The organism is Bacillus sp. FSL K6-3458 (assembly GCF_038005045.1).
Lineage (GTDB): Bacteria > Bacillota > Bacilli > Bacillales > Bacillaceae > Bacillus > Bacillus altitudinis.
Genome location: NZ_JBBOSI010000001.1, coordinates 3,175,001 through 3,198,138 on the forward strand (window position 1 = coordinate 3,175,001; position 23,138 = coordinate 3,198,138).

Sequence of the window (23,138 nt, forward strand, 5' to 3'; positions counted from 1 at the left end):
GACGGGCGGTGTGTACAAGGCCCGGGAACGTATTCACCGCGGCATGCTGATCCGCGATTACTAGCGATTCCAGCTTCACGCAGTCGAGTTGCAGACTGCGATCCGAACTGAGAACAGATTTGTGGGATTGGCTAAACCTTGCGGTCTCGCAGCCCTTTGTTCTGTCCATTGTAGCACGTGTGTAGCCCAGGTCATAAGGGGCATGATGATTTGACGTCATCCCCACCTTCCTCCGGTTTGTCACCGGCAGTCACCTTAGAGTGCCCAACTGAATGCTGGCAACTAAGATCAAGGGTTGCGCTCGTTGCGGGACTTAACCCAACATCTCACGACACGAGCTGACGACAACCATGCACCACCTGTCACTCTGTCCCCGAAGGGAAAGCCCTATCTCTAGGGTTGTCAGAGGATGTCAAGACCTGGTAAGGTTCTTCGCGTTGCTTCGAATTAAACCACATGCTCCACCGCTTGTGCGGGCCCCCGTCAATTCCTTTGAGTTTCAGTCTTGCGACCGTACTCCCCAGGCGGAGTGCTTAATGCGTTAGCTGCAGCACTAAGGGGCGGAAACCCCCTAACACTTAGCACTCATCGTTTACGGCGTGGACTACCAGGGTATCTAATCCTGTTCGCTCCCCACGCTTTCGCTCCTCAGCGTCAGTTACAGACCAGAGAGTCGCCTTCGCCACTGGTGTTCCTCCACATCTCTACGCATTTCACCGCTACACGTGGAATTCCACTCTCCTCTTCTGCACTCAAGTTTCCCAGTTTCCAATGACCCTCCCCGGTTGAGCCGGGGGCTTTCACATCAGACTTAAGAAACCGCCTGCGAGCCCTTTACGCCCAATAATTCCGGACAACGCTTGCCACCTACGTATTACCGCGGCTGCTGGCACGTAGTTAGCCGTGGCTTTCTGGTTAGGTACCGTCAAGGTGCAAGCAGTTACTCTTGCACTTGTTCTTCCCTAACAACAGAGCTTTACGATCCGAAAACCTTCATCACTCACGCGGCGTTGCTCCGTCAGACTTTCGTCCATTGCGGAAGATTCCCTACTGCTGCCTCCCGTAGGAGTCTGGGCCGTGTCTCAGTCCCAGTGTGGCCGATCACCCTCTCAGGTCGGCTACGCATCGTCGCCTTGGTGAGCCGTTACCTCACCAACTAGCTAATGCGCCGCGGGTCCATCTGTAAGTGACAGCCGAAACCGTCTTTCATCCTTGAACCATGCGGTTCAAGGAACTATCCGGTATTAGCTCCGGTTTCCCGGAGTTATCCCAGTCTTACAGGCAGGTTACCCACGTGTTACTCACCCGTCCGCCGCTAACATCCGGGAGCAAGCTCCCTTCTGTCCGCTCGACTTGCATGTATTAGGCACGCCGCCAGCGTTCGTCCTGAGCCAGGATCAAACTCTCCGAAAAAGTACAAAACCGAAGTTTTGTTTTTCGTCAGCGTTTGACTGACTACCTATGATGTATCATAGGATTTTTTTATAAAAACTCGAATTAACAGGTACGTTTTGTCTTGTTTAGTTTTCAAAGATCATCTTCGTTATCGCTCAGAGGCGACTTTCTTAATATAACATTTGAGCATCGTGTGCGTCAAGTGTTTTTCTGAATTTCTTTTTGTCCGCTTTTCTTTAAAAGCAACTCAGTTGCTCATTAGCGACGTTTAATAATATACCATCATAATATTCATACGTCAATATCTTTTTTAACAAAATATCCTCGATGATAGATTTTTTGCCCCTTCGTCTCAATTGGCTCTACTAGCACAATTCCTTTTTCCACAAAGAAATCAATCATCACACTAAGATCAGGCGTGAAATGTTTGAGATCAGGATGTGCAAGAAGCTCGCCAAACAGCCAAATATCCTGCTGTTCCATGACATGACGCAAATGAGCCGCACCAATTTCTGCTTTTGAATGAATCAAGAAATCATTCGCTAGGAATAAAAGTTCTAACCGTTTATGAAGACTTTCGTGGCTTTCAATCAACTCTGAATAAAGTTTATATACTTCCGGTTCCATATGACGTACTTGGTTCCAAACGGTCACTTCTGGGTGGAAGCCTTTATCAATCACTTCAATACGCGCCAGATGATGCAGGGCATGCACAATGGAATTATATGCATCGAGGAATTGATTTGATTCAAAAAATGCTTTTCCTTCTATATATCTGCGAATGAGCTTGCCATATTCTAAACCAATTTTGAGCTTACGGTTAGAAAACGGGAATGTACTCAGTTCATCAATCAAGTTGAAAATATATTCATTTCGATCAAACAGGACTTTTCCGTTTAAAATCCAATCAATAATCCGCCTGTTGGTACCTAAGGTAATCCATTCCTTCAACTGATCATCTGTGACAACATTTAAAGAAGCTGTCTGGTGATCGGATTCATAGTGCTTAATAAATAACGGTTCTTCCGCATCCTTTACGATGACTAGAAGCGCTGCATCAAAGTTATCTGTCTCAGAAGATACTTTATGTCTTCTTTCTACTATAATCACAGCTAATGTATCTGGATGACTTGCTCTCTCTTGATAAATAGGACGGAGAAGATTTTCCATAGTGATTCCTCCAATACTCGGGTGTAAGGTTCTTCTCTAATGCTATGTATTTCTCCTCATAGAATCAAAATTCCTTCAATACATGAAAAAAGATCGTTGAATCATTATAAGCAATTTATTCACAAAACTCTATAACTAATTCAAACAGAAAGGTAAAATGTGCTATATTGGAGATAAGGGGGACTAGGGATGGCGAAATACTCCAGTAAGATTAATAAAATCAGAACATTTGCACTTAGTTTGGTTTTTGTTGGTTTTTTGATCATGTATATCGGTGTGTTCTTCAAGGAATCGGTCTGGCTGTCGACCTTCTTTATGCTACTCGGCGTGTTATCGATTGGATTGAGTACAGCCGTTTACTTTTGGATCGGTATGCTTTCTACGAAGGCAGTCCGTGTCGTATGTCCAGGCTGTGAGAAGGAAACAAAAGTGCTTGGGCGGGTGGACATGTGCATGCATTGCAGAGAGCCACTTACACTCGATCCAGCATTAGAAGGAAAAGAGTTTGATGAATCCTACAATCGAAAAAAGTCATAAAAATAAGCTGACCATTCAACTGGTCAGCTTTTTCATTAATGATTTTCTTTTTTTGCACATTCTTGACAAGTGCCATAGATCTCCAAGCGATGATGACTTACTGTAAAACCTGTCACATGGGATGCAAGCTGTTCTACTTCATCAAGGCCAGGATAGTGAAAGTCAACAATCTTTCCGCAGTTTTCACAAATCGCATGGTAATGGTCAGATGTCGCAAAATCAAATCGGCTTGAGGAATCCCCATACGTTAATTCTTTTACTAATCCAGATTCCCGGAAGACTCGTAAATTGTTGTAAACCGTTGCTACACTCATATTAGGAAATTTCCCTTCAAGTGCCTTATATATATCGTCCGCGGTTGGGTGTGTCATAGAATTTACGAGAAACTCCAAGATGGCATGGCGCTGCGGAGTAATTCGAACACCGGTTTCTTTTAGAGCGTCTAAAGCATCTTTTAGTTCGTGAGCAGCCATTTCATCATGCACCTCTCTTTTCAAAAATATTCTTATATTATAATCTTTATAAATAGTGTACCCCCAGAGCCGAAACTTTGTCAATTACAATCCTCTTTTTTACCTATTCTTCTATACAAAAAAGACCGGCACGACTGCCGATCTCATCTCGTCAACATATTAAGCGTGAGCTTTCAGTTCCTCAAGCGCTTCTTCTACATGATCTTTCACCTTTACTTTACGCCACTCTTTCACAAGCTTTCCTTCTTTATTAATAAGAAACGTTGAGCGTTCAATTCCCATGTATTCCTTACCAAAGTTCTTTTTCAGCTTCCATACACCGAAAGCTTCAGACAATTTTTGTTCGTCATCTACAAGAAGCAGGAAAGGTAAGTCATGTTTTTCTTTAAACTTTTGGTGCTTGTCTTGACCGTCTGGGCTTACGCCGATAATCACAGCATCTAATTCCGCAAAGCTTTGATGGCGGTCACGAAAATCACAGGCTTCCGTTGTGCAGCCCGGCGTCATATCTTTTGGATAAAAATAAAGGACAATGTGTTTCCCTTTAAAATCAGAGAGCTTTACTTTCTCTCCATTATCACCAAGTAATTCAATATCAGGTACTTGCTGCCCCACTTCGATTGTCATGATACAATCCCTCCAACCTATTTTTTCATTAGCCTATCCAATTTCGAGAAGATATTCAACTAAGGACGCTTGCATCGGCATGTTAAAATAATGATAGACGACGTGATACGTTGAGATAGGAGGCTATTTATGAAATTCACCGAATCAGAAAAATTACATCAAGAGGCGCTGGAGCATATTGTTGGAGGGGTTAACAGCCCATCTCGTTCATATAAAGCAGTGGGCGGCGGGTCACCTGTTGCAATGGAAAAAGGCGAAGGCGCTTATTTTTGGGATGTTGACGGAAACCGTTATATCGACTATTTAGCAGCATACGGCCCAATTATTACGGGACATGCTCATCCTCATATTACAAAAGCCATCACGAAAGCAGCCGAGACGGGTGTCCTTTACGGAACACCAACGAAGCATGAAGTCACTTTTGCTAAGATGCTGAAGGAAGCGATGCCTGCTTTGGACAAAGTTCGTTTTGTCAATTCAGGTACAGAAGCTGTGATGACGACAATCCGTGTCGCTCGCGCTTATACAGGCAGAACAAAGATCATTAAGTTTGCCGGATGTTACCACGGCCATTCTGATCTTGTGCTAGTTGCGGCCGGCTCTGGACCTTCCACTTTAGGAACACCAGATTCAGCGGGCGTGCCTAAAAGTATTGCTAATGAAGTCATTACCGTTCCATTCAACGATATAGACAGCTACAAAGAAGCATTAGACCGCTGGGGTGATGAAGTAGCAGCTGTTCTTGTTGAGCCAATTGTCGGGAACTTTGGCATCGTAGAGCCTAAAGACGGTTTCCTGCAGCAGGTTAATGACCTGACTCATGAAAAAGGGGCTCTAGTCATCTATGATGAAGTCATTACAGCTTTCCGCTTTATGTATGGTGGTGCACAGGACTTGCTTCAAGTAAAACCTGACCTCACTGCATTAGGTAAAATTATCGGCGGCGGTCTTCCAATCGGCGCTTACGGCGGCAAAAAAGAAATTATGGAGCAAGTCGCCCCGCTTGGACCAGCCTACCAAGCTGGTACGATGGCAGGTAATCCCGCCTCCATCCTTTCTGGTATTGCATGCTTGGAAGTGTTAAAAGAAGACGGGGTGTACGAACGTCTTGATCAGCTCGGGGCCATGTTAGAAGAGGGAATTTTAGCCCACGCAAAAAAACATCAAGTAGATATTACAGTGAATCGTTTAAAAGGTGCTCTCACCATTTATTTTACAAAAGAAACGATTGTGAACTACGAGCAGGCTGAAAATACGGATGGTGAAATGTTCGCCCGTTTCTTTAAATTCATGCTCGCACAAGGTATTAACCTCGCGCCTTCTAAATATGAAGCATGGTTCTTAACCATTGCACATACTGAAAATGATATTTCTGAAACGCTCAAAGCAGTAGATCATGCGTTTGAACAACTGAAACAATCATAATGAGGAGAAAAACAGACGTAAATTCATGCGTCTGTTTTTTTATTTACCAGCTCTTGATTGTCAAAAGCGAGTGAATCTGTTACATTTTTTCTCAATACCTTCTTTTGATGTTTTCATGAACTTTCAAAAATCACTTGAATATTTCGGAAGACCGCTGTATATTACTTAGTTGTTTCATCAAAATATTTATGATATATGACAAGTGGTCATCTATTATCGAAAAGAAAGGAATGCAGGGACAAAACCAATGAAACTTGGAGCCCGTATTTTAAAAACTGGTATTGCCATTGTACTCGCGCTTTACCTGGCAACATGGCTTGGGTTGCCGACACCCGTCTTCGCGGGAATTGCAGCTGTATTTGCTATCCAGCCATCTATTTATCGATCATTTTTAACGATTGTTGATCAAGTGCAAGCCAATATTATTGGAGCAGCACTTGCCATTACGTTCGGTCTGCTTTTTGGCACAGGACCAGTCATCATCGGCTTAACTGCCGTCATGGTCATTGCAATTAATTTAAAGCTGAAGATTGAACACACGATTCCGATTGCACTCGTAACCGTCATCGCGATTTTAGAAAGTGCAGGGGATCATTTCCTTTCCTTTGCCTTAATTCGAACAGCAACTGTGGTGTTAGGCGTACTTTCTTCATTTTTAGTGAATTTGATTTTCCTGCCGCCAAAGTATGAAACAAAGCTTGTTCATCACATTATGGAAAATACGGAGGAGATTTTAAAATGGATCCGTCTAAGCTCCAGACAGTCAACTGATCATTCCACTTTAAAGGATGACATCGATCAAATAAAAGAACGTATGATCAAATTAGATCACATTTACTTGTTATACAAAGAAGAACGAAGCTATTTAAAGAAAACGACCTATGTCAAATCTAGAAAGCTTGTTTTATTCAGACAGGCAATCATGACGTCTAATCGAGCACTGTACTTGCTGAAAAAGCTTCATAAGTTAGAAAATGAAATTCATTTGATGCCAGAGCATTTCAGAGAGAGCTTAACAGATGAGATTGATTATTTGCTTTATTGGCATGAACGTACCTTGATGAAGTTTGTTGGAAAAATGAAACCGCAGGACGATGATTTTCAGAATGAATGCTCTCTTCGTCTTGAAGCATTAACGAAATCATTTATTCAGCACCAGCAAAATCAAGAAAACGACTTGCTGGATTACAATATGCTGAATGTGATGTCGAGTATTATTGAATACCGTGATGAATTGGAGCATCTAGATACTTTGATTACAAGCTTCCAAACATATCACCCAAAAGATAGTGAGATTGAGACAGAAGAAAAAGAAGCTTAAATAGAAAAGCCCGATTCTAAGAATCGGGCTTATTTTATTTTCTTCATTTTAGGATCAAGGGTGTCTCTTAATCCATCTCCCATCAAGTTAAAGCCAAGAACCGTCAGCATGATCGCAATCCCCGGGAAAAATAAAGTCCATGGCGCTTGTACGAGATAAGGTCTCGCATCTGCAAGCATTTTCCCCCACTCTGGGCTTGGCGCTTGTGCACCTAATCCTAAAAACCCCAAGGCGGCCGCTTCGATAATGGCTGTACCAATCGCAAGCGTTGCCTGAACGATCACCGGCACCATACTATTTGGTAGAATGTGTCGAAGAACAATACGGCGGTGTGACATCCCGACTGCCTTTGCTGCTAAAACATATTCTTCTTGCTTAATGCTCAGCACCTTTGAACGAACGAGCCGGCCAAATGTGGGGACGTTAATAATCGCTATGGCAATAAGGGCATTTTGTAAGGAAGGGCCTAAGATGGAAACGATCGCAATCGCTAATAGAATGCTAGGAAAAGCGAGTAAAATATCAAATAGTCTTGAGATGACAGCATCCAGTAATCTACCGCCGTAACCTGCCATCAATCCAAGCAATGTCCCTAAAATAACCGACCCGAGAACGGAGAAGAAACCCACCCATAATGAAATCCGAGCTCCATGCACGACTCTAGAAAATATGTCTCTCCCGAAATCATCCGTACCAAACCAATGCGCAGCTGAAGGGGCACTAAATCGTTCGCCTAGCGACTGCTCGTTGATTCCATAAGGAGCAATGAGCGGTGCAAAGATTGCTAGGATCAGAAATAAAAAGACAATCACAGTGCCAATGACCGCCAGCTTGTGCTGAAAGAACAGTTTCATCGATTCAAGAATCAGTGATTGAGAGCGTTCTTCCTTTTGTTTAGGTGCTTGAAGCTCTTTTTGCGCTTCCATGTCGTCACTCTCCCTTCTCTAGTATTTAATCCTCGGATCAATGACTGCATACAAGATATCCACAATGAAATTGATCAGCACAAATATGAGCGCAACAACAAGAATGCCAGTTTGAATAACAGGATAATCACGATAGCTAATTGCATCGTAAATATACCGCCCAATTCCCGGCCAAGCAAAGATCGTTTCTGTTAAAATGGCTCCGCCTAGCAAGAGACCTGTTTGAAGACCAATAATCGTTAAAATCGGAATGAGCGCATTTTTCAGCCCATGCTGATAAATGATGAAAAATGAACGTACCCCTTTTGCTTTTGCTGTTCGAATAAAATCTGAATGAAGAACTTCCAGCATACTTGCCCTCGTAATCCTTGCAATAATCGCAGCAGGAATCGTTGCGAGAGCGGTACTTGGTAAAATTAAATGCTTGATGCTGTCAAAGAATTGATCAAATCGTCCTTGCAAAAGCGTGTCCAGCGTATGAATATAGGTGATCGACTCTACCGGATTTCTTACGTTTTCTCGTCCTGTAGTCGGCAAAATACCTAATTCAATCGAGAATAGCCACTGTCCCATTAAGCCTAACCAGAAAATCGGCATGGACACCCCAATGAGCGCAATAAACATGGCCACATAATCAAAGAAAGAATGTTTAAACCACGCACTAATGATTCCGGCATTCACACCGACAATAATCGCCAGCAACATAGCGAAGAAAGTCAATTCTAATGTAGCGAATAAGTAAGGCTTCATTTCCTGGGCAATAGCCGCTCCTGTTCGTATGGAAGTCCCTAGATCACCTTTTAAAAGACCCAGCATGTAGTGGCCATATTGTACGTACCACGGCTGGTCTAAACCGAGCTGAATCGTCAATTGCTCTACCGCTTCCTTCGTTGCCCGCTGTCCTAAGATGACCTGCGCCGGATTTCCAGGGATAAACCGAATAATAGAAAATACAACTAAGGTCATTCCGATCAGTACTGGAATGAGCATTCCTGCTCGCTTCATACAATAAGCAAACAAACAGCTTTCACCGCCTTTTCATTGTTTGGATAAGGGAGATCGAACGATCTCCCTTATTTGCTTATTCGAAATATACGTCAGTCAATGCTTCGGAACCAGTCGGATGCGGCTGGTAGCCTTTTAAATCTTTAGATGCGGCAAGCATTGGAATTGAATGGACTAATGGGATCCAAGGCGCTTCATCATGAATGATTTCTTGAGCTTCTTGATATAATTCATTTCGCTTCTTTTGATCTGTATCGGTCTGCGCTTCAATGAGGATGTCATGCATTTTATCGTTTTGGAAGAATGTATAGTTGTTACCGCCAATACTGTCTTTATCTAATAATGTATAGATGAAATTATCAGGATCGCCATTGTCCCCTGTCCATCCTAATAAGAACACATCTGCTTCGCCTTTACTTGCTTTATCTAAATAAGTCGCCCAATCATATGTGACGATTTCGGCTTTGACACCAACTTTTTCAAAGTTTGACTGAATGACTTCAGCTACCTTCATCCCGTCTGGCATATATGGACGCGGCACAGGCATTGCCCAAAGCTTGATGCGAAAACCGTCAGGGAAGCCTGCCTCTTTCAATAGTTCTTTTGCTTTTTCCGGATCATATGGATATGGCTCAATCTCGTCATTGTAGCCTTCTAATGACGGAGGAAGTGGATTTTTTGCTGGTTCAGCAAGTCCTCCATAAAACGACTCGATGATTGATTCTTTATCAACTGCATAATTGAGTGCCTGACGAACCAACTTGTTATCAAGCGGCTTTCTAGTCACTGTCAGCCCGATATAACCTACGTTCATGGATGGTCTTTCAATCAGCTGGAGCGCTTTGTCTGTTTTAATGCCATCTAAATCGGACGGATTGACGCCATCCATTAAGTCGATTTCGCCTGTTTTAAGCGCATTTAAACGAGCAGAGTTTTCAGGAATAGAGCGGAAGATGATTTGTTTCAGTTTTGGTTTATCTTTTTGCCAGTAATCTTCGTTCTTTTCTAAGACAATACGGTCGTTTTGCTTCCATTCTTTAAACTTAAATGGTCCTGTGCCCACTGGGTTTTCTCTAAATGAATCACCGCTTTTTTCAACTGCTGCAGGACTAGCGATACCAAATGGTGACATGGCGATGTTTTTCAGAAATGTTGCTTGCGGGCGTTTGAGTTGAAATTCAATTTCATGCTCTCCTTTGACGATGATGTCTTTAATGACATGCCCTTTATCTTTTTTATAGCCGCCAAACATGCCGTAGTAAGGAAATTTTTCGGCATCTCCATTCATCCAGCGGTCAAAGTTGAATTTCACTGCTTCTGCATTAAAATCTGTGCCATCGTGAAATTTCACACCTTCTCTTAAGTAGAACGTGTACGATTTTCCGTCCTTTGCAACATCCCATTCTGTTGCGAGGCCCTGATGGATGGTCGTGTCTTTTTCACCGTAATTCAAAAGCTTTTCAAACATATTCTCTGTGACCTTGAAGGTTTCGCCTTCTGTTGTTGTAATCGGATCAAGTGACGTAGAGTCCCCTCCTCTGCCAAATACGAGAGTGTCTTTTGTGGCTTTTTCTTCTGATGTTGATGAAGATGAACAGCCCCCTAAAAATAACGCAAGTGCCAGCACAAAAATGAAACTACTGAATAACCATGTCTTCTTCATTGTGTTCCTCCTTTTGATATAAATAGCACGCAGCTGCATGACCTGTTTCCTCCTCATACAAAGGCGGAACAGCTTGCAAGCATTGCGCCCACCTTTTTGGACATCTTTTATAGAAAGGACAGCCATCTTCTGACACCAGGGTGGATTCTTCCGCTGACACATCCTGCGTTTCCAGCACGTGATCCATATGTGGAATGGATTTCAGAAGAAGCGATGTATAAGGATGAAGCGGATTGTGAAATACGTCCTCCGCAGGACCCATTTCTACAATACGGCCAGCGTACATCACTGCAATTCGGTCGCTCATATACTTGACAACGCCTAGATCGTGAGAAATAAACAAGTACGTCAGAGAAAGCGTCTTTTGCAATTCGAGCATTAAATTCAATATTTGTGCTTGAACCGATACATCTAAAGCGGAAACTGGCTCATCGGCAATCACAAGACTTGGATGAGTAATGAGCGCCCTAGCAATTCCAATACGCTGCCTCTGACCGCCGCTGAATTGGTGCGCATAACGGTCTCCATAGGATGGGTCAAACCCAACAATGTGCAGCATCTCTTTTACCCGCTTTTGTCTTTCTGCTTTTGTTCCATGTTTATGAACAATGAGCGGTTCTTCTAAAATGTCTTTGATTTTCATTCGTGGATTTAGGGATGCGTATGGATCTTGGAAAATCATTTGAATGTCTTTTCTGAAGGAACGCATGTCTCGTTCTTTCAGAAGCGTCACTTCTTTTCCTTTCATTTGGATTGAGCCAGAAGTCGGTTCGATTAATCTCATTAAGCTTTTGCCAAGGGTTGATTTCCCGCAGCCAGATTCGCCCACAATGCCGAGCGTCTCCCCTTCTTTCACGTGAAAGGACACTTGATTTAAAGCCAAAGTCGTCTGTTTGTGTTTAGAAAAAAATGCCGATGTGTCATAACGCTTCGTCAGTTGATTCACTTGCAACAGTGGGTGATTCAGTGTCTTCTCCTCCTTCCATTAGAAAACATGCGACGCGGTGATTGTGTGAAATGGATTGTAAAGATGGGTCTTTTTCAAGACATTGCGTCATTTGATATGGACAGCGTGGTGCAAATTGACAGCCGGACCGAATAGCTCCTGGCTTAGGTACATGACCCGCAATAGACATGAGTTTTTCTTTTTTCTCTTTAAATGATGGAACAGAGGCGAAAAGACCTTTCGTGTAGGGATGGAGAGGTTTTTGGAAAATACGGTCAACGGTTCCTTCTTCTACGATTCGACCGGCATACATAATCATGACACGCTGGCATATTTGCCGCACGACGCCTAAATCATGAGTAATAAATAAAATAGCGGTGTCCATCTCTTCATTTAACTTTTTGAGCAAACGAAGAATTTGTGCTTGGATGGTGACATCAAGTGCAGTCGTTGGTTCATCTGCAATCATGAGCTTTGGGTGACACAGCATCGCCATCGCAATCATCACACGCTGACGCATGCCGCCCGATAGTTCATGTGGATATTTTTTGAGTAATGACGCTGCTTGTTTCAGGCCAACCGTTTGAAGCAAATCTACCGCCTTCACTTTTGCTTCTTTTTGGTTGATAGTCTGATGTGTGAAAAGGGCTTCTGTCATTTGCTTGCCGATGGTCATGAGTGGATTGAGAGAAGTCATGGGTTCCTGGAAAATCATTGAGATGTCATTCCCTCTGACCCCTCGCCATTGTTTCTCCGACAGTGACAGCAGGTTTTGACCTTCAAATTGTATGTGACCTGTTGTTTCTGTTTGGTGATTCAGCCCCATTAAAGACATCGATGTGATGCTTTTCCCGCAGCCAGATTCACCCACAATACCTAAGGTTTCTCCTTTTTGAATAGAGAATGAGATGTCATGGACGATCGGCACTCTCTGCTTTTTTTGCTGAAAAGCAATAGACAGCTGTTTGACATCTAGCAATACTTTTTGTTCTTTCACTTCTTCACCACCCCGTCATACTTTTTAAAATTGTATTGAGACAAGCTGGGAAATATGTCATGTTTTTGACAAGCATAAAAAAGCCTATCCGCTAGAATCGGATAGGCTTCTACTAATTTAATGTTTGAATGGTAAATAGATGGCGATAGTGGCTGTCTCGGTTCATTAATTCCTCATGTGTTCCTTTTTCCACAATCTCGCCTTGTTCCATGACCACAATGAGGTCTGCATGTGTGATCGTTGATAAACGGTGCGCAACAATAAAAGTTGTGCGATCTTTTGCCAGCTTTTGCATCGCTTCTTGAATGTAATGTTCACTTTCTAAATCAAGTGCAGACGTCGCCTCGTCTAAAATAAGAAGCGGTGGATTTTTAAGAAATACCCTCGCAATTGAAATTCGTTGTTTTTGACCGCCTGATAGCTTTACGCCACGTTCTCCTACCTTTGTGTCATATCCTTCAGGAAGAGACATGATGAACTCATGGGCATTAGCCGCTTTGGCCGCCGACACAATTTTCTCAAAGGATGCTTCTGGGTCTCCCACAGCGATATTTTCTTTAATGGTGTCACTGAATAAGAATGTATCTTGGAGCACCATCCCGACTTGATTCCGCAGGCTTCTTGCCTTGTACTCTTTAATATCAATGCCATCAATTTCGAGTGATCCGCTTGTGACATCATAAAATCTTGGAATTAAGCTGACGAGTGTCGACTTCCCTCCGCCGCTCATTCCTACAAGTGCAACGGTTTGACCTTTTTCTACTTTCAAGGAGATATTGTGTAAAATCTCTTCCTGTGTATGTTCGTAACGGAACGACACATCTTTAAATTCTACCTCACCTTTTAAGTGATTGGCTTCTTTTGCATTCGGCTTGTCTGTTACTTCATACGGTTCATCAATAAACTCAAAAATACGATCCATTGAGGCTACTGACTGAGTTAAAGTCGTCGATGAGTTAATGAGACGACGAATCGGGTTGTACATCCGGTCAATGTAGCCGACAAAGGCAATCATTGTCCCAATTGAAAGCGACCCGTTAATGACGGTATAGCCAGCAAAAGCAATAATGAGCAGCGGCGCAATGTCTGTGATCGTATTGACGACGGCGAATGTTTTGGCATTCCAATTCGTATGATTGATCGCTTTGTTTAAGAAATTTTTATTTTCATCGTGAAAATTCTCTTGTTCGTATTCTTCAATCGCAAAGCTGCGAATGACAGGCATTCCTTGTACTCGCTCATGCAGGTGCCCTTGTACCTCAGCGAGTGCCTGCGACCGCTCTTTTGTCAGCTTGCGAAGCCGTCCGTAAAAATACTTCACTGCTAACGCATACAGCGGAAAAATAATGACAGACACAATGGTGAGTTTAAGATCCAGTGTACACATAATGGCTATCACAATCAGGACGGTCATCAAATCAAGCCAAATGTTCATAAGCCCTGTGATGACAAATTCCTTTGTTTGCTCCACATCGTTGATGACCCTTGAAATAATTTCCCCTGTTCTCGTGTTGGCGTAATAACGAAGGCTCAACTTTTGAATGTGCGAGAAAAGCTTTTCCCGAATATCAAATAATACTTTACTGCCTGTCCACTGTGCATAGTATTGTCTGTAGTACTCAACAGGCGGTCTCATCACTAAAAATAATACAAGCATGATTCCCATAATAATAAAGAGAGTGGATGTTTTTTCTTCAGCCGATCCAGAGCCTTGAATCACATCATCTATGACATACTTTAAAAGCAGAGGCAATATTAAGGGAATCGAGAACTTAATCATTCCGATCACCATTGTCAATGCAATCTGTTTTTTATACGGTGTTACAAAAGCCATGTAACGTTTTATGACCCCCATGTAAATCTCCTTCCCAATCTATCAGTGCCTCTTATCCGTACGCAGTCAAAAACCTGTTGGCTTTGAAAAGCCAAACAGGTTTTAGCTGCTGTTACTTATTTTGTATAACGCAAAAAACGTTCATACCACATATCCACAAATTCTGGAGCAAACGGTCCCTTCCGCTGGTGAATCCAATGCAGTAATGTATTTAGATGCTCTCGTAAGATACTATCGATTTCTTTTGGATAATTCATCTGCCTCTTATGATCTGCATATTCATCCTCATCCAAAATATTATACGTCATGTCCGGAAAGACTTTGACATCTAAGTCGTAATCAATATACTTAATCGCCTCTTCATCTGTCGCAAAAGGAGAGCTGATGTTGCAGTAATAATACACCCCATCATCTCGAAGCATCCCAATGACATTAAACCATTGTTTTGCATGAAAATAGCAAATAGCCGGTTCTCTTGTCATCCATGTTCGGCCATCGGATTCAGTCACCATTGTTCGATCGTTTGCACCAATGATACACAATTCCGTTGCTTTCAGAATGGTGGTTTCATTCCAAATCCTGTGGATCAAGCCATTATGTTTATAGCTTTGAATTTGGATGGTTTCTCCTTCCTTGGGATAGCCCATATTTTCTCCCCTACTTTCTATAACAAACAAACCTAACAGTCCAAAGACCTAATTTCCCAACTAAACATGTCTCTATTATATTATACCGTTACATCATTAAAAAATGAAATGAAAAAGCCATTCAACCCAATTGAACGGCACACTCTTTTACATCACGGTTGAGCTCTTCTCCATTTGTTTATACGAATTGATGACTTGTTCAGTCTGTTTTGTAAATAGTGTTTGGACTTTTTGCAGTTCTTCTCGTTTCTGTTTGATTTGATCATGAAGCTTATGCCGCTCTTCCTTTTTTTCACCTTGCAGCAATCGTTTTTCTGTCTCTAAGTACAGATCAAGTTCTCCTTGTACATCGAGCAGCTGATCCATAAGCTGCATTTGTTCTTTGACAAGCTGGTCGAAATCAGACATCTAACTCCTCCCTTTCATTCGTATCGACTTTTTGTATCTATACCATTTCTTGAAAGAAGGAAGAAGTCCTTTGACTGTTTATGTAGAGGTTTTACAGGTTTTGTCGGATGGTGGGGAGAGGCAAAAAGAAAAGCACTTCATTCGTAGATGAAGTGCTTCCCTTTGTTTCAGTGATTAGCTGTTTTGTTGTTTGTTTTGCTCAGCTTTTTGGTTGTATTTTTTTACGTGCTGTGCGTCAGTCTCGCTAGCAAATTCAGTGCCATATTGACCGCCTTGTGCAGCAGCTTGGTTTTGTTTTTTCACTTGTTGTGCGTTTGTTTTGTTTTGTTGTTTATCCATCATTATCACCTCCACGCACATTAATTTGTGCAGAAGGTGTACATCTTATTCATGATTTTTTTAAACAAGCAAAGAACGTCCGCCATCGACGATAATCGTCTGTCCTCTAATCATATCTGCTTTGCCTGATACAAGGAATTCTACACTGTCGACCATGTCTTTAATTTCCACCATACGGCCTGCTGGTGTATTTTTCTTAGCATCTTCTAATAACTCTTCACGATTTGGGAAGTGCTTGAGTGCATCTGTATCGATGGCGCCGCCTGATACGGCATTTACGACGATATTTTTTTGTGACAGCTCAACGGATAGATAGCGTGTCAAAGCTTCTAGTGCTGCTTTAGATACACCGACCACCGTGTAGTTTTCAAGGTAGCGGATGGAGCCTAGTGAGCTAATGCTGACGATATGTCCGCCGCCGTTTTTCTCCATTAATTTGGCTGCTTCTTGTCCGCAAAATAACAAGGCTTTCGCATTGATATTCATGGTCCAGTCCCAATGATTTTCTTCAAGATCCATGATTGGGCGCTGAACGCCAGATGCCGCATTGTTCACAAATACGTCTAAACGGCCAAACGTTTCGTCAATTTGCTGGAACATGTCTTTGATTTTCTCTGGCTGACCAACGTTGGCTTTGACAACTAATGTTTTAACACCCATTGCTTCAATTTCTTCAGCTGTTTCAAGTGCTGCTTTTTTGCTTCTTGCATAGTTAATGACAATGTCATATCCTTTTTCAGCCAGGCGAAGGGCTACTTCTTTCCCGACACCTCTACTGCTGCCTGTAATTAGTGCACATTTACGCTTGTTCATTATGGTTCATCTCCTGATTTGAATAGTTTTCGTCCATTCGCTTCACACTAATAGGAAAGTTCCTATTAGGAGGTTATATTCATGTATGTCGGACGCGATTTAAGCCAGCTTGGCATGATGTCAAAGGATCAATGGAAAGATACTGAGCTTGCTTTTTTTCATCATGCTTTCCAACAAATTTTACCTTATTTAAACGAAGAAGGGCAATCTAAGTATCGAGAAATCATTTCTGAAATTGAAAACCGCGGGGGTCTGCACCGAAATGAAGCCGATTATACCCATGGTACAACGGTTAAATATGATTAGGCTGTTCAAGTGCCATCTTCCATATTTTTTGATGTGAGACTGGCAAAGCATATGCCTCAAATTCTTCTGTTGTGACTTTTTTCAGCATCGTGTCATCAGATACAGAGGTCACACGTCCAAAGAAAACAGAAATATTCCAGATGAGGTGGGTAAATACATGTTGAATGGTGCCTTCTAAATCACCAAGTTCTGCTTGTACACCCGCTTCCTCTTTTAAGAAATCAATCAGCTGCTCTTTTTCCGTTTTTCTTCCCTTCATTGTTTCCATGTTTGGGAACTCCCATAAATTCGCAAGCAGACCTGTACTTGGACGCTTATGAATATAGAGGTGGCCTGCATCGTCAAATAATACCGCTGCTGCCATTGATTTCGCAGTCGGCTTTTTCTTCTTACTTTTCACCGGCAACTCATGCTGAATGCCTTCCTCAAGTGCCGAGCAATGCATGTTTACAGGACAAATGAGGCATGCAGGAGAGGTTGGGGTGCAAATAAGTGCACCTAGCTCCATTAGCCCTTGATTGAATTCTGACGGCTTTTCCCGGGAAATGAGCTGATCAACCGCAAATTCGAAAATGTTTCTCGTTTTTGGTTTTGCAATATCATCCCATATGGACAAGATACGGGAAATGACCCTCATCACGTTGCCGTCTACCGCAGGGTATGGCTTGTTATAGGCGATACTCAACACTGCGCCGCTCGTATACGGGCCTACACCTTTCAGTTTTGAAAATTGTTCTTTCGTATCAGGGACAACGCCCCCGTAGGATTCATAGACTTCTTTCACAGCTGCCTGTAAATTACGCACTCGTGAGTAGTAGCCAAGACCTTCCCATGCTTTCATGACCTTTTCTTCATCAGCTAAAGCAAGATCCTTCACCGTCGGGAATTGCTCCATAAACCGATTGAAGTACGGAATGACCGTATCCACTCTCGTTTGCTGGAGCATCACTTCTGATACCCAGACGCGATATGGATCTTGATTTTCACGCCATGGAAGTGTTCGTTGTTCTTTTTCATACCAATCGATTAAATCATGCTGAAAGCCCGCAATATCTTTGCGGTCCAGCTTTTCTTGAAAGTCTTTCATCTCTATACTCCTTCTTATCGAACCGAGAGCTAACGTTCTGAAAAGAACCTTATTTGTTGTATACTGTTTGTAGATACGTTAACATGTTACATTAAATCGGGATAAAGCAAAAGTGATTTTGCACATAGTCTTGATGAGAGACGTATACTTTTTATGATTGTTCCTAAGCATGATAACTAGGAGGTAATCAATTGGACACTGGTACTCATGTAGTAATGGGCATTTCTCTTGGGGGACTTGCGCTTTTAGATCCAGCCGTCAGCGCAGATCCACACATGGCACACGCCGTGATGATCGCGACCATCGCCGGCTCCCAAGCACCAGACATTGATACTGTGCTAAAACTAAAAAATAATGCAGTTTATATAAGAAATCACCGGGGATTTACTCATTCCATTCCGGCTGTACTGTTTTGGTCATTGCTAATTCCGGCTGTGATTTTCCCATTTGTGCCGGGGGCGAATTTACTTCACCTCTGGCTATGGACACTATTAGCCGTTGTGCTTCATGTGTTTGTCGATATTTTCAATGCTTACGGCACGCAGGCCATTCGTCCATTTTCAAAGAAATGGGTAGCGCTTGGGATCATTAACACGTTTGATCCGTTTATCTTTTTTACACATCTTGTCGCCATTGTCGTATGGGCGATTGGCGGGCATCCCGGCTATACGTTCATTACGCTGTATGCCGTGATTTTCTGTTACTATATCGTCAGGGTCATCATGCAGCTTCAGATTAAACGTCAGCTTCGTGAACGATTCGATGAGATTGAGGAAATAATCATTTCGCCTACAATGAAGTTTAGACAATGGCGTATTGCTGTGAAATGTAAATCCTCTTTCCATGTTGGACGCAGTATGAATGGTGAGATCATCATTTTAGACACCTTTAACCGTGTGCCGGTCCCTGATACTGAGATTATGAAAATTGCCAAACAGGATGAAAACATTTCAGCCTTTCTCTCCTTCTCCCCTGTCTACCGGTGGGAAGTAGATAAATACAAGGATCATTATGAGGTACGGTTTATTGATTTGCGCTACCGCAGCAAAGGTCACTATCCTTTTGTTGCAATCTGCCATATCGACATGGACCACCAAATCAAAAATTCCTATACCGGTTGGATTTTCAGTGAAGAAAAACTGCAAAAAAAATTAAGACTCGGCTCTGTGTGAGCGAGTCTTTTTTTGTTGTGTAGGGCTTGAATTATTCATATGTGTAGATTTTGAACTGGATAGTACTTGAATTTGTATAAAACGCAGAAACTGTGATCTATGCACTCATGGAGAGTGCGACAAAATACAATGTGCTTGCGAGCCTTGTCATCGCTATTTCAATCCACGCACTCATGTAGAGTGCGACACATCAACTCCCTCACAAGCTACACAACCGAGAAATTTCAATCCACGCACTCATGTAGAGTGCGACTGCGATTTCTGCCCTAATTATAACATTTTTAGGTAATGATAGCCAAAACCCTCAATTTTCTATATGGAATTTTGTTTTCACCTCTAAATAATATACATTTTTTCTCATTTTTGTCGAATAAAAAGGTGCGAATGTCCCAGGAATTTTATGTTCACCTCACATTCGCACCGAATCTTTCTTAATCCTATTTTAAAAAAACTATTACTGATGATAATCATACTTATTTCGCTGTTTCATCAACAGCTTTGAATTCATTAATAAAAAGGCTGAGACAGAGTTATGTTTTTCACACCTATATCAAGCGCAATTGTCAATATATCTTTCAAGCTACCTTCTGATAAGAATTTTACTCCTCATACTCATATAGAGTGCGATTTGAAAAAAACATCAAGCTGAACCATCGGCTAATTTCAACCCACGCACTCATATAGAGTGCGACAACAAGAGTCACATAAACAATATTCACCACGCCATATTTCAATCCACGCACTCATGTAGAGTGCGACATGTATATGTCGATGATCGAGAAGTATCGTTTAATATTTCAATCCACGCACTCATGTAGAGTGCGACTGCGATTTTCGCCCTAATTATAACATTTTTTAGGGAATGATCGTCAAAACCCTTAAGTTTCTATATAGAACTTTGTTTTCACTACTAAAAAATATACATTTTTTCTCATTTTTGTCGAATGAAACGGTGCGAATGTTCCAGGGATTTTATGTTCACCTCACATTCGCACCGACTTTTTCTAGTCTGAAATCTATTTGAATCTTGATAATCATATTTATTATTTGAGCAACAACTTTGAATTTAATTAAATACATGACTACTGAGAGGCAGAGTTATGTATTTCGCAATTATTAATCTACACACTCATGTAAAGTGCGACGCCATTGAAATACCAGAACATAGAGAATCAATATTTCAATCCACGCACGCATGTAAAGTGCGACCAGTATCTAGAACAATTGGCTATTATGTTTGTAATTTCAATCCACGCACTCATATAGAGTGCGACAAGTTCAAAACACTTTCTAAATGCGTTTTTCTAAATTCAATCCACGCACTCATATAGAGTGCGACTGCGATTTTCGCCCTAATTATAACATTTTTTAGGGAATGATCATCAAAACCTTCAAGTTTCTATATAGAATTTTGTTTTCCCCTCCAAACAATATACATTTTTTCTTATTTTTGTCGAATGAATAGGTGCGAATGTTCCAAGGATTTTATGTTCACCTCACATTCGCACCGACTTTTTCTTAGTATGAAATCTATTGAAACTTGTTAATCATACTTATTTATATTTCAGCAACAATTGAATTCAATTAGATTCATGACTACTGAGGCAGGAGGCAGAGTTATGTTTTCGCAATTATTAATCCACTCACGTAGAGTGCGACCTATTTTGACCAAAAAAGTCAGCGACGCTTCAGATTTCAACCCACTCACTCATGTAGAGTGCGACCTCGCCTGGTTTTCACCTGATTGCAAGCATTTTTCATTTCAATCCACGCACTCATGTAGAGTGCGACGTAACTTTGAAAATTATGTAAGTCTTATTGATCATATTTCAATCCACACACTCATATAGAGTGCGACTGCGATTTTCGCCCTAATTATAACATTTTTTAGGGAATAATCGTCAAAACCCTTAAGTTTCTATATAGGAATTAAGTTTTCACCCCTAAAAGATATACATTTTTTCTCATTTTTGTCGAATGAACAGGTGCGAATGTTCCATGGATTTTATGTTCACCTCACATTCGCACTTAGTCTTAGATGACGTCGTCCATTTTAAGTCTTCCATAACCTGCATTTGTTTTAGCACCGATTCCTTCGTGTTCTAAAGCGCCTAGTAAGATGGTTTTGGCGAGTTCGAGCCATTCCGCATCTTCTGATAGATTCTTTTTTGTTTTCAATAGAAGTTGAAAGCGGCTGTTGACCACCGTTAAGAAATGAATCGGTGTTGGTGAGTCATCGTCTCGAGGGGCTGGAACACTTCCCCCTTTGTTCATCTTATCTAGCTTGACGCTGTTGTAGTCTGAATGATGTGGTGTCATCACATCCACTTTGAATGCTTCTCCTACCGTCTCAGGCATCATGAGCGCATCATGAAATTCGATGATGCCAGCACGTTCGTTTGTTCCAAACAATGTGTTGTAATCACTACCACCTTGTTTTAGTTCTGGAAAGTTTTCACCTAATACAGAGTGGGCATAATGAGAGGCTACGCCTTTTAAAGCGGTTCCTGGTAAATAAGGAACGCCGTATACCGGGTGTAATAATAATCCCGTTTCAAGTACACCCTCTCCTCCATGTCCAATGACTAACGGTGATATGGATTTGACTAGGCATGTGGGGTTCGTGTCAGTATAATATCGCTCCACAAATTTTTCATACAACAAGTGATTGTATTTTTCCCACTGTTCTTGATGTAAACTAATCACATTTTCATAAAATGACTGCTTCTTCGAACTGTCGTTTATGATGTTCGACAATGTGGAACCATCAATCTCCCATTTGCTTTTGTTTAAGGTTAATGACAGATTCATTGGATGTCCTCCACATTTTCCGCCCCTTGTTCCACCTTTAAAATAGATTCCGCATATCTTTTGAACCAAACAGATGCACTTAAAGCTTGTCTTGATTTGATTAAGTAATCTCGATTGGAAGCTGACCAATCTCCTTGTATATCTAGTGTTTCTTTTATATCCTGAACGAATTGTTGATAAGCATTTCCTTTTTTTGATTTTGCTTCAAAAAATGTAATAGTGATCCTTAATCCATTTGTTAAGATCATTGAGGCGAATCTGTGACAGAGTTGTCCATATTGATTTGAGAAATTCTCCTCATTCGTTTTGGCATTCATCACATGTTGATACGCTTTCTCAGCATAATGATGCTGAATGAGTTTCATGATCTCTCCCCTCCTGTCATACGCCAGGATACTCTTCCTTTACCTACGTTTGTGTTTCCGCCTAATTGAAGATGCATCTGTTTTTCTAGTTGATTTAAAAGTTGATGTCTAACAGATAAATCATTGCTTCCATCGACACGATCACACCACATGAGCCCATAAAATATGGCTTCTGCTGGTACATACTCTTCATACCAGAGAGCACCTTTACTAACTGTTTGGGTTTCATGATCAATTCTAATACGAGGTGTCACTTCAGAATTCATAGTGACAATGTATTGAAAAACGTCATCACTTACAATCACAAATCGTTCTATCCAAAGAGTTTGTGATTGTTTATCGTCGAATAAAAGTTTGGCCATCTTTTTAGCAAAATCGGTTAGTTGTTGAGATTTTTTCGCAGTCCCTTGGAATTCACCTAGATATAATTCGTCATTCTCTACTAATTTAGAATTCATGGTGACTAGTGTGCTTGATTCTTCTATGAGATCAGGGATATTCAGTGATACGCCTAATGCTTTTGCATCGCGGGCTAATCTTTTCAATATGAGTGGACTTGCCACATATCCAAATGTACCGTATCTACTCGCCACCGGGAATGAAAATAACCGGCCATCTGTCATGACGACTGCTCCTGCGCTTCCATCTTGATCTCCTTGTGTACCAAATACTTGTTGTACGAATGTGTCTTGTCCTTTCGCGCGATAATGTTCACGCTGCACACCTTTGATACTGCTTCCAGGTATAATCGGCCATTCTGTGACTTTTTCTCGTTGAATGGGCATATCAATCACGCCAACTCCTTCACCCGCTCCAATATGAAGGGGGGATAAACAATGTATCCAAAACCAACGGCTTGCTTCCATCATCT

At 41.7% G+C, this 23,138-nt stretch carries 21 protein-coding genes, 1 rRNA gene and 1 pseudogene (1 of these 23 cut by a window edge); 5 read left to right on the forward strand and 18 right to left on the reverse strand.

All coding sequences use genetic code 11. The features are described 5' to 3' along the window. Both MHH23_RS16790 and MHH23_RS16795 read right to left on the reverse strand, forming a co-directional pair. Positions 1-1,413: ribosomal RNA gene (locus MHH23_RS16790) — 16S ribosomal RNA — on the reverse strand; it reaches 136 nt to the left of the window's first position. Positions 1,414-1,686: 273 nt separating this feature from the next. Next, positions 1,687-2,565, reverse strand: a complete 879-nt coding sequence (locus MHH23_RS16795; protein WP_025206981.1) for a nucleotidyltransferase-like protein — start codon at positions 2,563-2,565, stop codon at positions 1,687-1,689. A 189-nt stretch (positions 2,566-2,754) separates the two neighbouring features. On the opposite strand from MHH23_RS16795, the gene MHH23_RS16800 reads away from it, so the two are divergent. Next, entirely contained in the window at positions 2,755-3,102 is a 348-nt protein-coding gene (locus tag MHH23_RS16800; protein ID WP_007496750.1) for a YgzB family protein, read from the forward strand. A gap of 35 nt (positions 3,103-3,137) precedes the next feature. On the opposite strand, the gene perR is transcribed toward MHH23_RS16800, so the two are convergent. Together perR and bcp are read right to left on the reverse strand one after the other, a co-directional pair. Then, complete coding sequence (gene perR / locus MHH23_RS16805) at positions 3,138-3,575, reverse strand: peroxide-responsive transcriptional repressor PerR (protein WP_003217782.1); 438 nt, start codon at positions 3,573-3,575, stop codon at positions 3,138-3,140. A gap of 159 nt (positions 3,576-3,734) precedes the next feature. Then, positions 3,735-4,202 (reverse strand): thioredoxin-dependent thiol peroxidase, encoded by a 468-nt coding sequence (bcp, locus tag MHH23_RS16810; RefSeq protein ID WP_007496746.1) that lies wholly within the window; start codon positions 4,200-4,202, stop codon positions 3,735-3,737. 129 nt (positions 4,203-4,331) lie between these two features. Here bcp and MHH23_RS16815 point away from each other — a divergent pair, with 129 nt between their 5' ends. Both MHH23_RS16815 and MHH23_RS16820 read left to right on the forward strand, forming a co-directional pair. Next, positions 4,332-5,627 (forward strand): glutamate-1-semialdehyde 2,1-aminomutase, encoded by a 1,296-nt coding sequence (locus MHH23_RS16815; RefSeq protein WP_008341922.1) that lies wholly within the window; start codon positions 4,332-4,334, stop codon positions 5,625-5,627. A gap of 247 nt (positions 5,628-5,874) precedes the next feature. Next, complete coding sequence (locus tag MHH23_RS16820; RefSeq protein WP_025206980.1) at positions 5,875-6,948, forward strand: FUSC family protein; 1,074 nt, start codon at positions 5,875-5,877, stop codon at positions 6,946-6,948. A gap of 29 nt (positions 6,949-6,977) precedes the next feature. On the opposite strand, the gene MHH23_RS16825 is transcribed toward MHH23_RS16820, so the two are convergent. From MHH23_RS16825 to fabL, 10 genes and pseudogenes are all read right to left on the reverse strand, one after another. After that, positions 6,978-7,874, reverse strand: coding sequence for an ABC transporter permease (locus MHH23_RS16825; RefSeq protein ID WP_007496739.1), 897 nt, complete (start codon positions 7,872-7,874; stop codon positions 6,978-6,980). An 18-nt stretch (positions 7,875-7,892) separates the two neighbouring features. Next, the gene (locus tag MHH23_RS16830; protein ID WP_007496737.1) at positions 7,893-8,894 is read right to left on the reverse strand and encodes an ABC transporter permease; all 1,002 of its coding nucleotides are present in this window, start codon (positions 8,892-8,894) and stop codon (positions 7,893-7,895) included. 61 nt (positions 8,895-8,955) lie between these two features. Further along, the gene (locus tag MHH23_RS16835; protein WP_163116224.1) at positions 8,956-10,542 is read right to left on the reverse strand and encodes an ABC transporter substrate-binding protein; all 1,587 of its coding nucleotides are present in this window, start codon (positions 10,540-10,542) and stop codon (positions 8,956-8,958) included. Next, the gene (locus tag MHH23_RS16840; RefSeq protein WP_084231714.1) at positions 10,517-11,494 is read right to left on the reverse strand and encodes an ABC transporter ATP-binding protein; all 978 of its coding nucleotides are present in this window, start codon (positions 11,492-11,494) and stop codon (positions 10,517-10,519) included. Before MHH23_RS16840 ends, MHH23_RS16835 begins: the two co-directional genes overlap by 26 nt. Continuing rightward, positions 11,463-12,485, reverse strand: coding sequence for an ABC transporter ATP-binding protein (locus tag MHH23_RS16845; protein ID WP_340959874.1), 1,023 nt, complete (start codon positions 12,483-12,485; stop codon positions 11,463-11,465). Before MHH23_RS16845 ends, MHH23_RS16840 begins: the two co-directional genes overlap by 32 nt. Before the next feature lie 112 nt (positions 12,486-12,597). Continuing rightward, positions 12,598-14,340, reverse strand: coding sequence for an ABC transporter ATP-binding protein (locus MHH23_RS16850; protein ID WP_340959875.1), 1,743 nt, complete (start codon positions 14,338-14,340; stop codon positions 12,598-12,600). A gap of 95 nt (positions 14,341-14,435) precedes the next feature. Further along, the gene (gene ntdP, locus MHH23_RS16855; RefSeq protein ID WP_008341956.1) at positions 14,436-14,966 is read right to left on the reverse strand and encodes a nucleoside tri-diphosphate phosphatase; all 531 of its coding nucleotides are present in this window, start codon (positions 14,964-14,966) and stop codon (positions 14,436-14,438) included. A gap of 147 nt (positions 14,967-15,113) precedes the next feature. Then, the gene (locus MHH23_RS16860) at positions 15,114-15,374 is read right to left on the reverse strand and encodes a YgaB family protein (protein WP_039167929.1); all 261 of its coding nucleotides are present in this window, start codon (positions 15,372-15,374) and stop codon (positions 15,114-15,116) included. Positions 15,375-15,548: 174 nt separating this feature from the next. Continuing rightward, positions 15,549-15,698: pseudogene (locus MHH23_RS16865) on the reverse strand (gamma-type small acid-soluble spore protein); the annotation flags it as partial. Between the two features lie 75 nt (positions 15,699-15,773). Then, positions 15,774-16,526, reverse strand: a complete 753-nt coding sequence (fabL, locus tag MHH23_RS16870) for an enoyl-[acyl-carrier-protein] reductase FabL (RefSeq protein WP_007496726.1) — start codon at positions 16,524-16,526, stop codon at positions 15,774-15,776. An 81-nt stretch (positions 16,527-16,607) separates the two neighbouring features. Between fabL and MHH23_RS16875 the strand changes: the two genes are divergently transcribed. Continuing rightward, entirely contained in the window at positions 16,608-16,832 is a 225-nt protein-coding gene (locus tag MHH23_RS16875; protein ID WP_008341962.1) for a hypothetical protein, read from the forward strand. Here MHH23_RS16875 and mutY read toward each other — a convergent pair. Further along, positions 16,819-17,919 carry an A/G-specific adenine glycosylase gene (gene mutY / locus MHH23_RS16880; protein WP_340959877.1) on the reverse strand — a complete coding sequence of 367 codons (1,101 nt, stop codon included), beginning with the start codon at positions 17,917-17,919 and terminating at the stop codon, positions 16,819-16,821. The two genes, MHH23_RS16875 and mutY, sit on opposite strands and share 14 nt — an antisense overlap. 191 nt (positions 17,920-18,110) lie before the next feature. Between mutY and MHH23_RS16885 the strand changes: the two genes are divergently transcribed. Beyond that, entirely contained in the window at positions 18,111-19,091 is a 981-nt protein-coding gene (locus tag MHH23_RS16885; protein WP_039167934.1) for a metal-dependent hydrolase, read from the forward strand. A 2,034-nt stretch (positions 19,092-21,125) separates the two neighbouring features. Here the strand turns inward: MHH23_RS16885 and cmr6 are convergent. The 3 genes from cmr6 to cmr4 are packed head-to-tail and all read right to left on the reverse strand — an operon-like array spanning position 21,126 to position 23,133. Then, positions 21,126-21,902, reverse strand: coding sequence for a type III-B CRISPR module RAMP protein Cmr6 (cmr6, locus tag MHH23_RS16890; RefSeq protein WP_340959880.1), 777 nt, complete (start codon positions 21,900-21,902; stop codon positions 21,126-21,128). After that, positions 21,899-22,267, reverse strand: a complete 369-nt coding sequence (gene cmr5 / locus MHH23_RS16895; protein ID WP_340959881.1) for a type III-B CRISPR module-associated protein Cmr5 — start codon at positions 22,265-22,267, stop codon at positions 21,899-21,901. The genes cmr6 and cmr5 overlap by 4 nt, the downstream gene beginning before the upstream one ends. Then, entirely contained in the window at positions 22,264-23,133 is an 870-nt protein-coding gene (gene cmr4 / locus MHH23_RS16900; RefSeq protein ID WP_340959882.1) for a type III-B CRISPR module RAMP protein Cmr4, read from the reverse strand. Before cmr4 ends, cmr5 begins: the two co-directional genes overlap by 4 nt. Between the last annotated feature and the right edge of the window lie 5 nt (positions 23,134-23,138).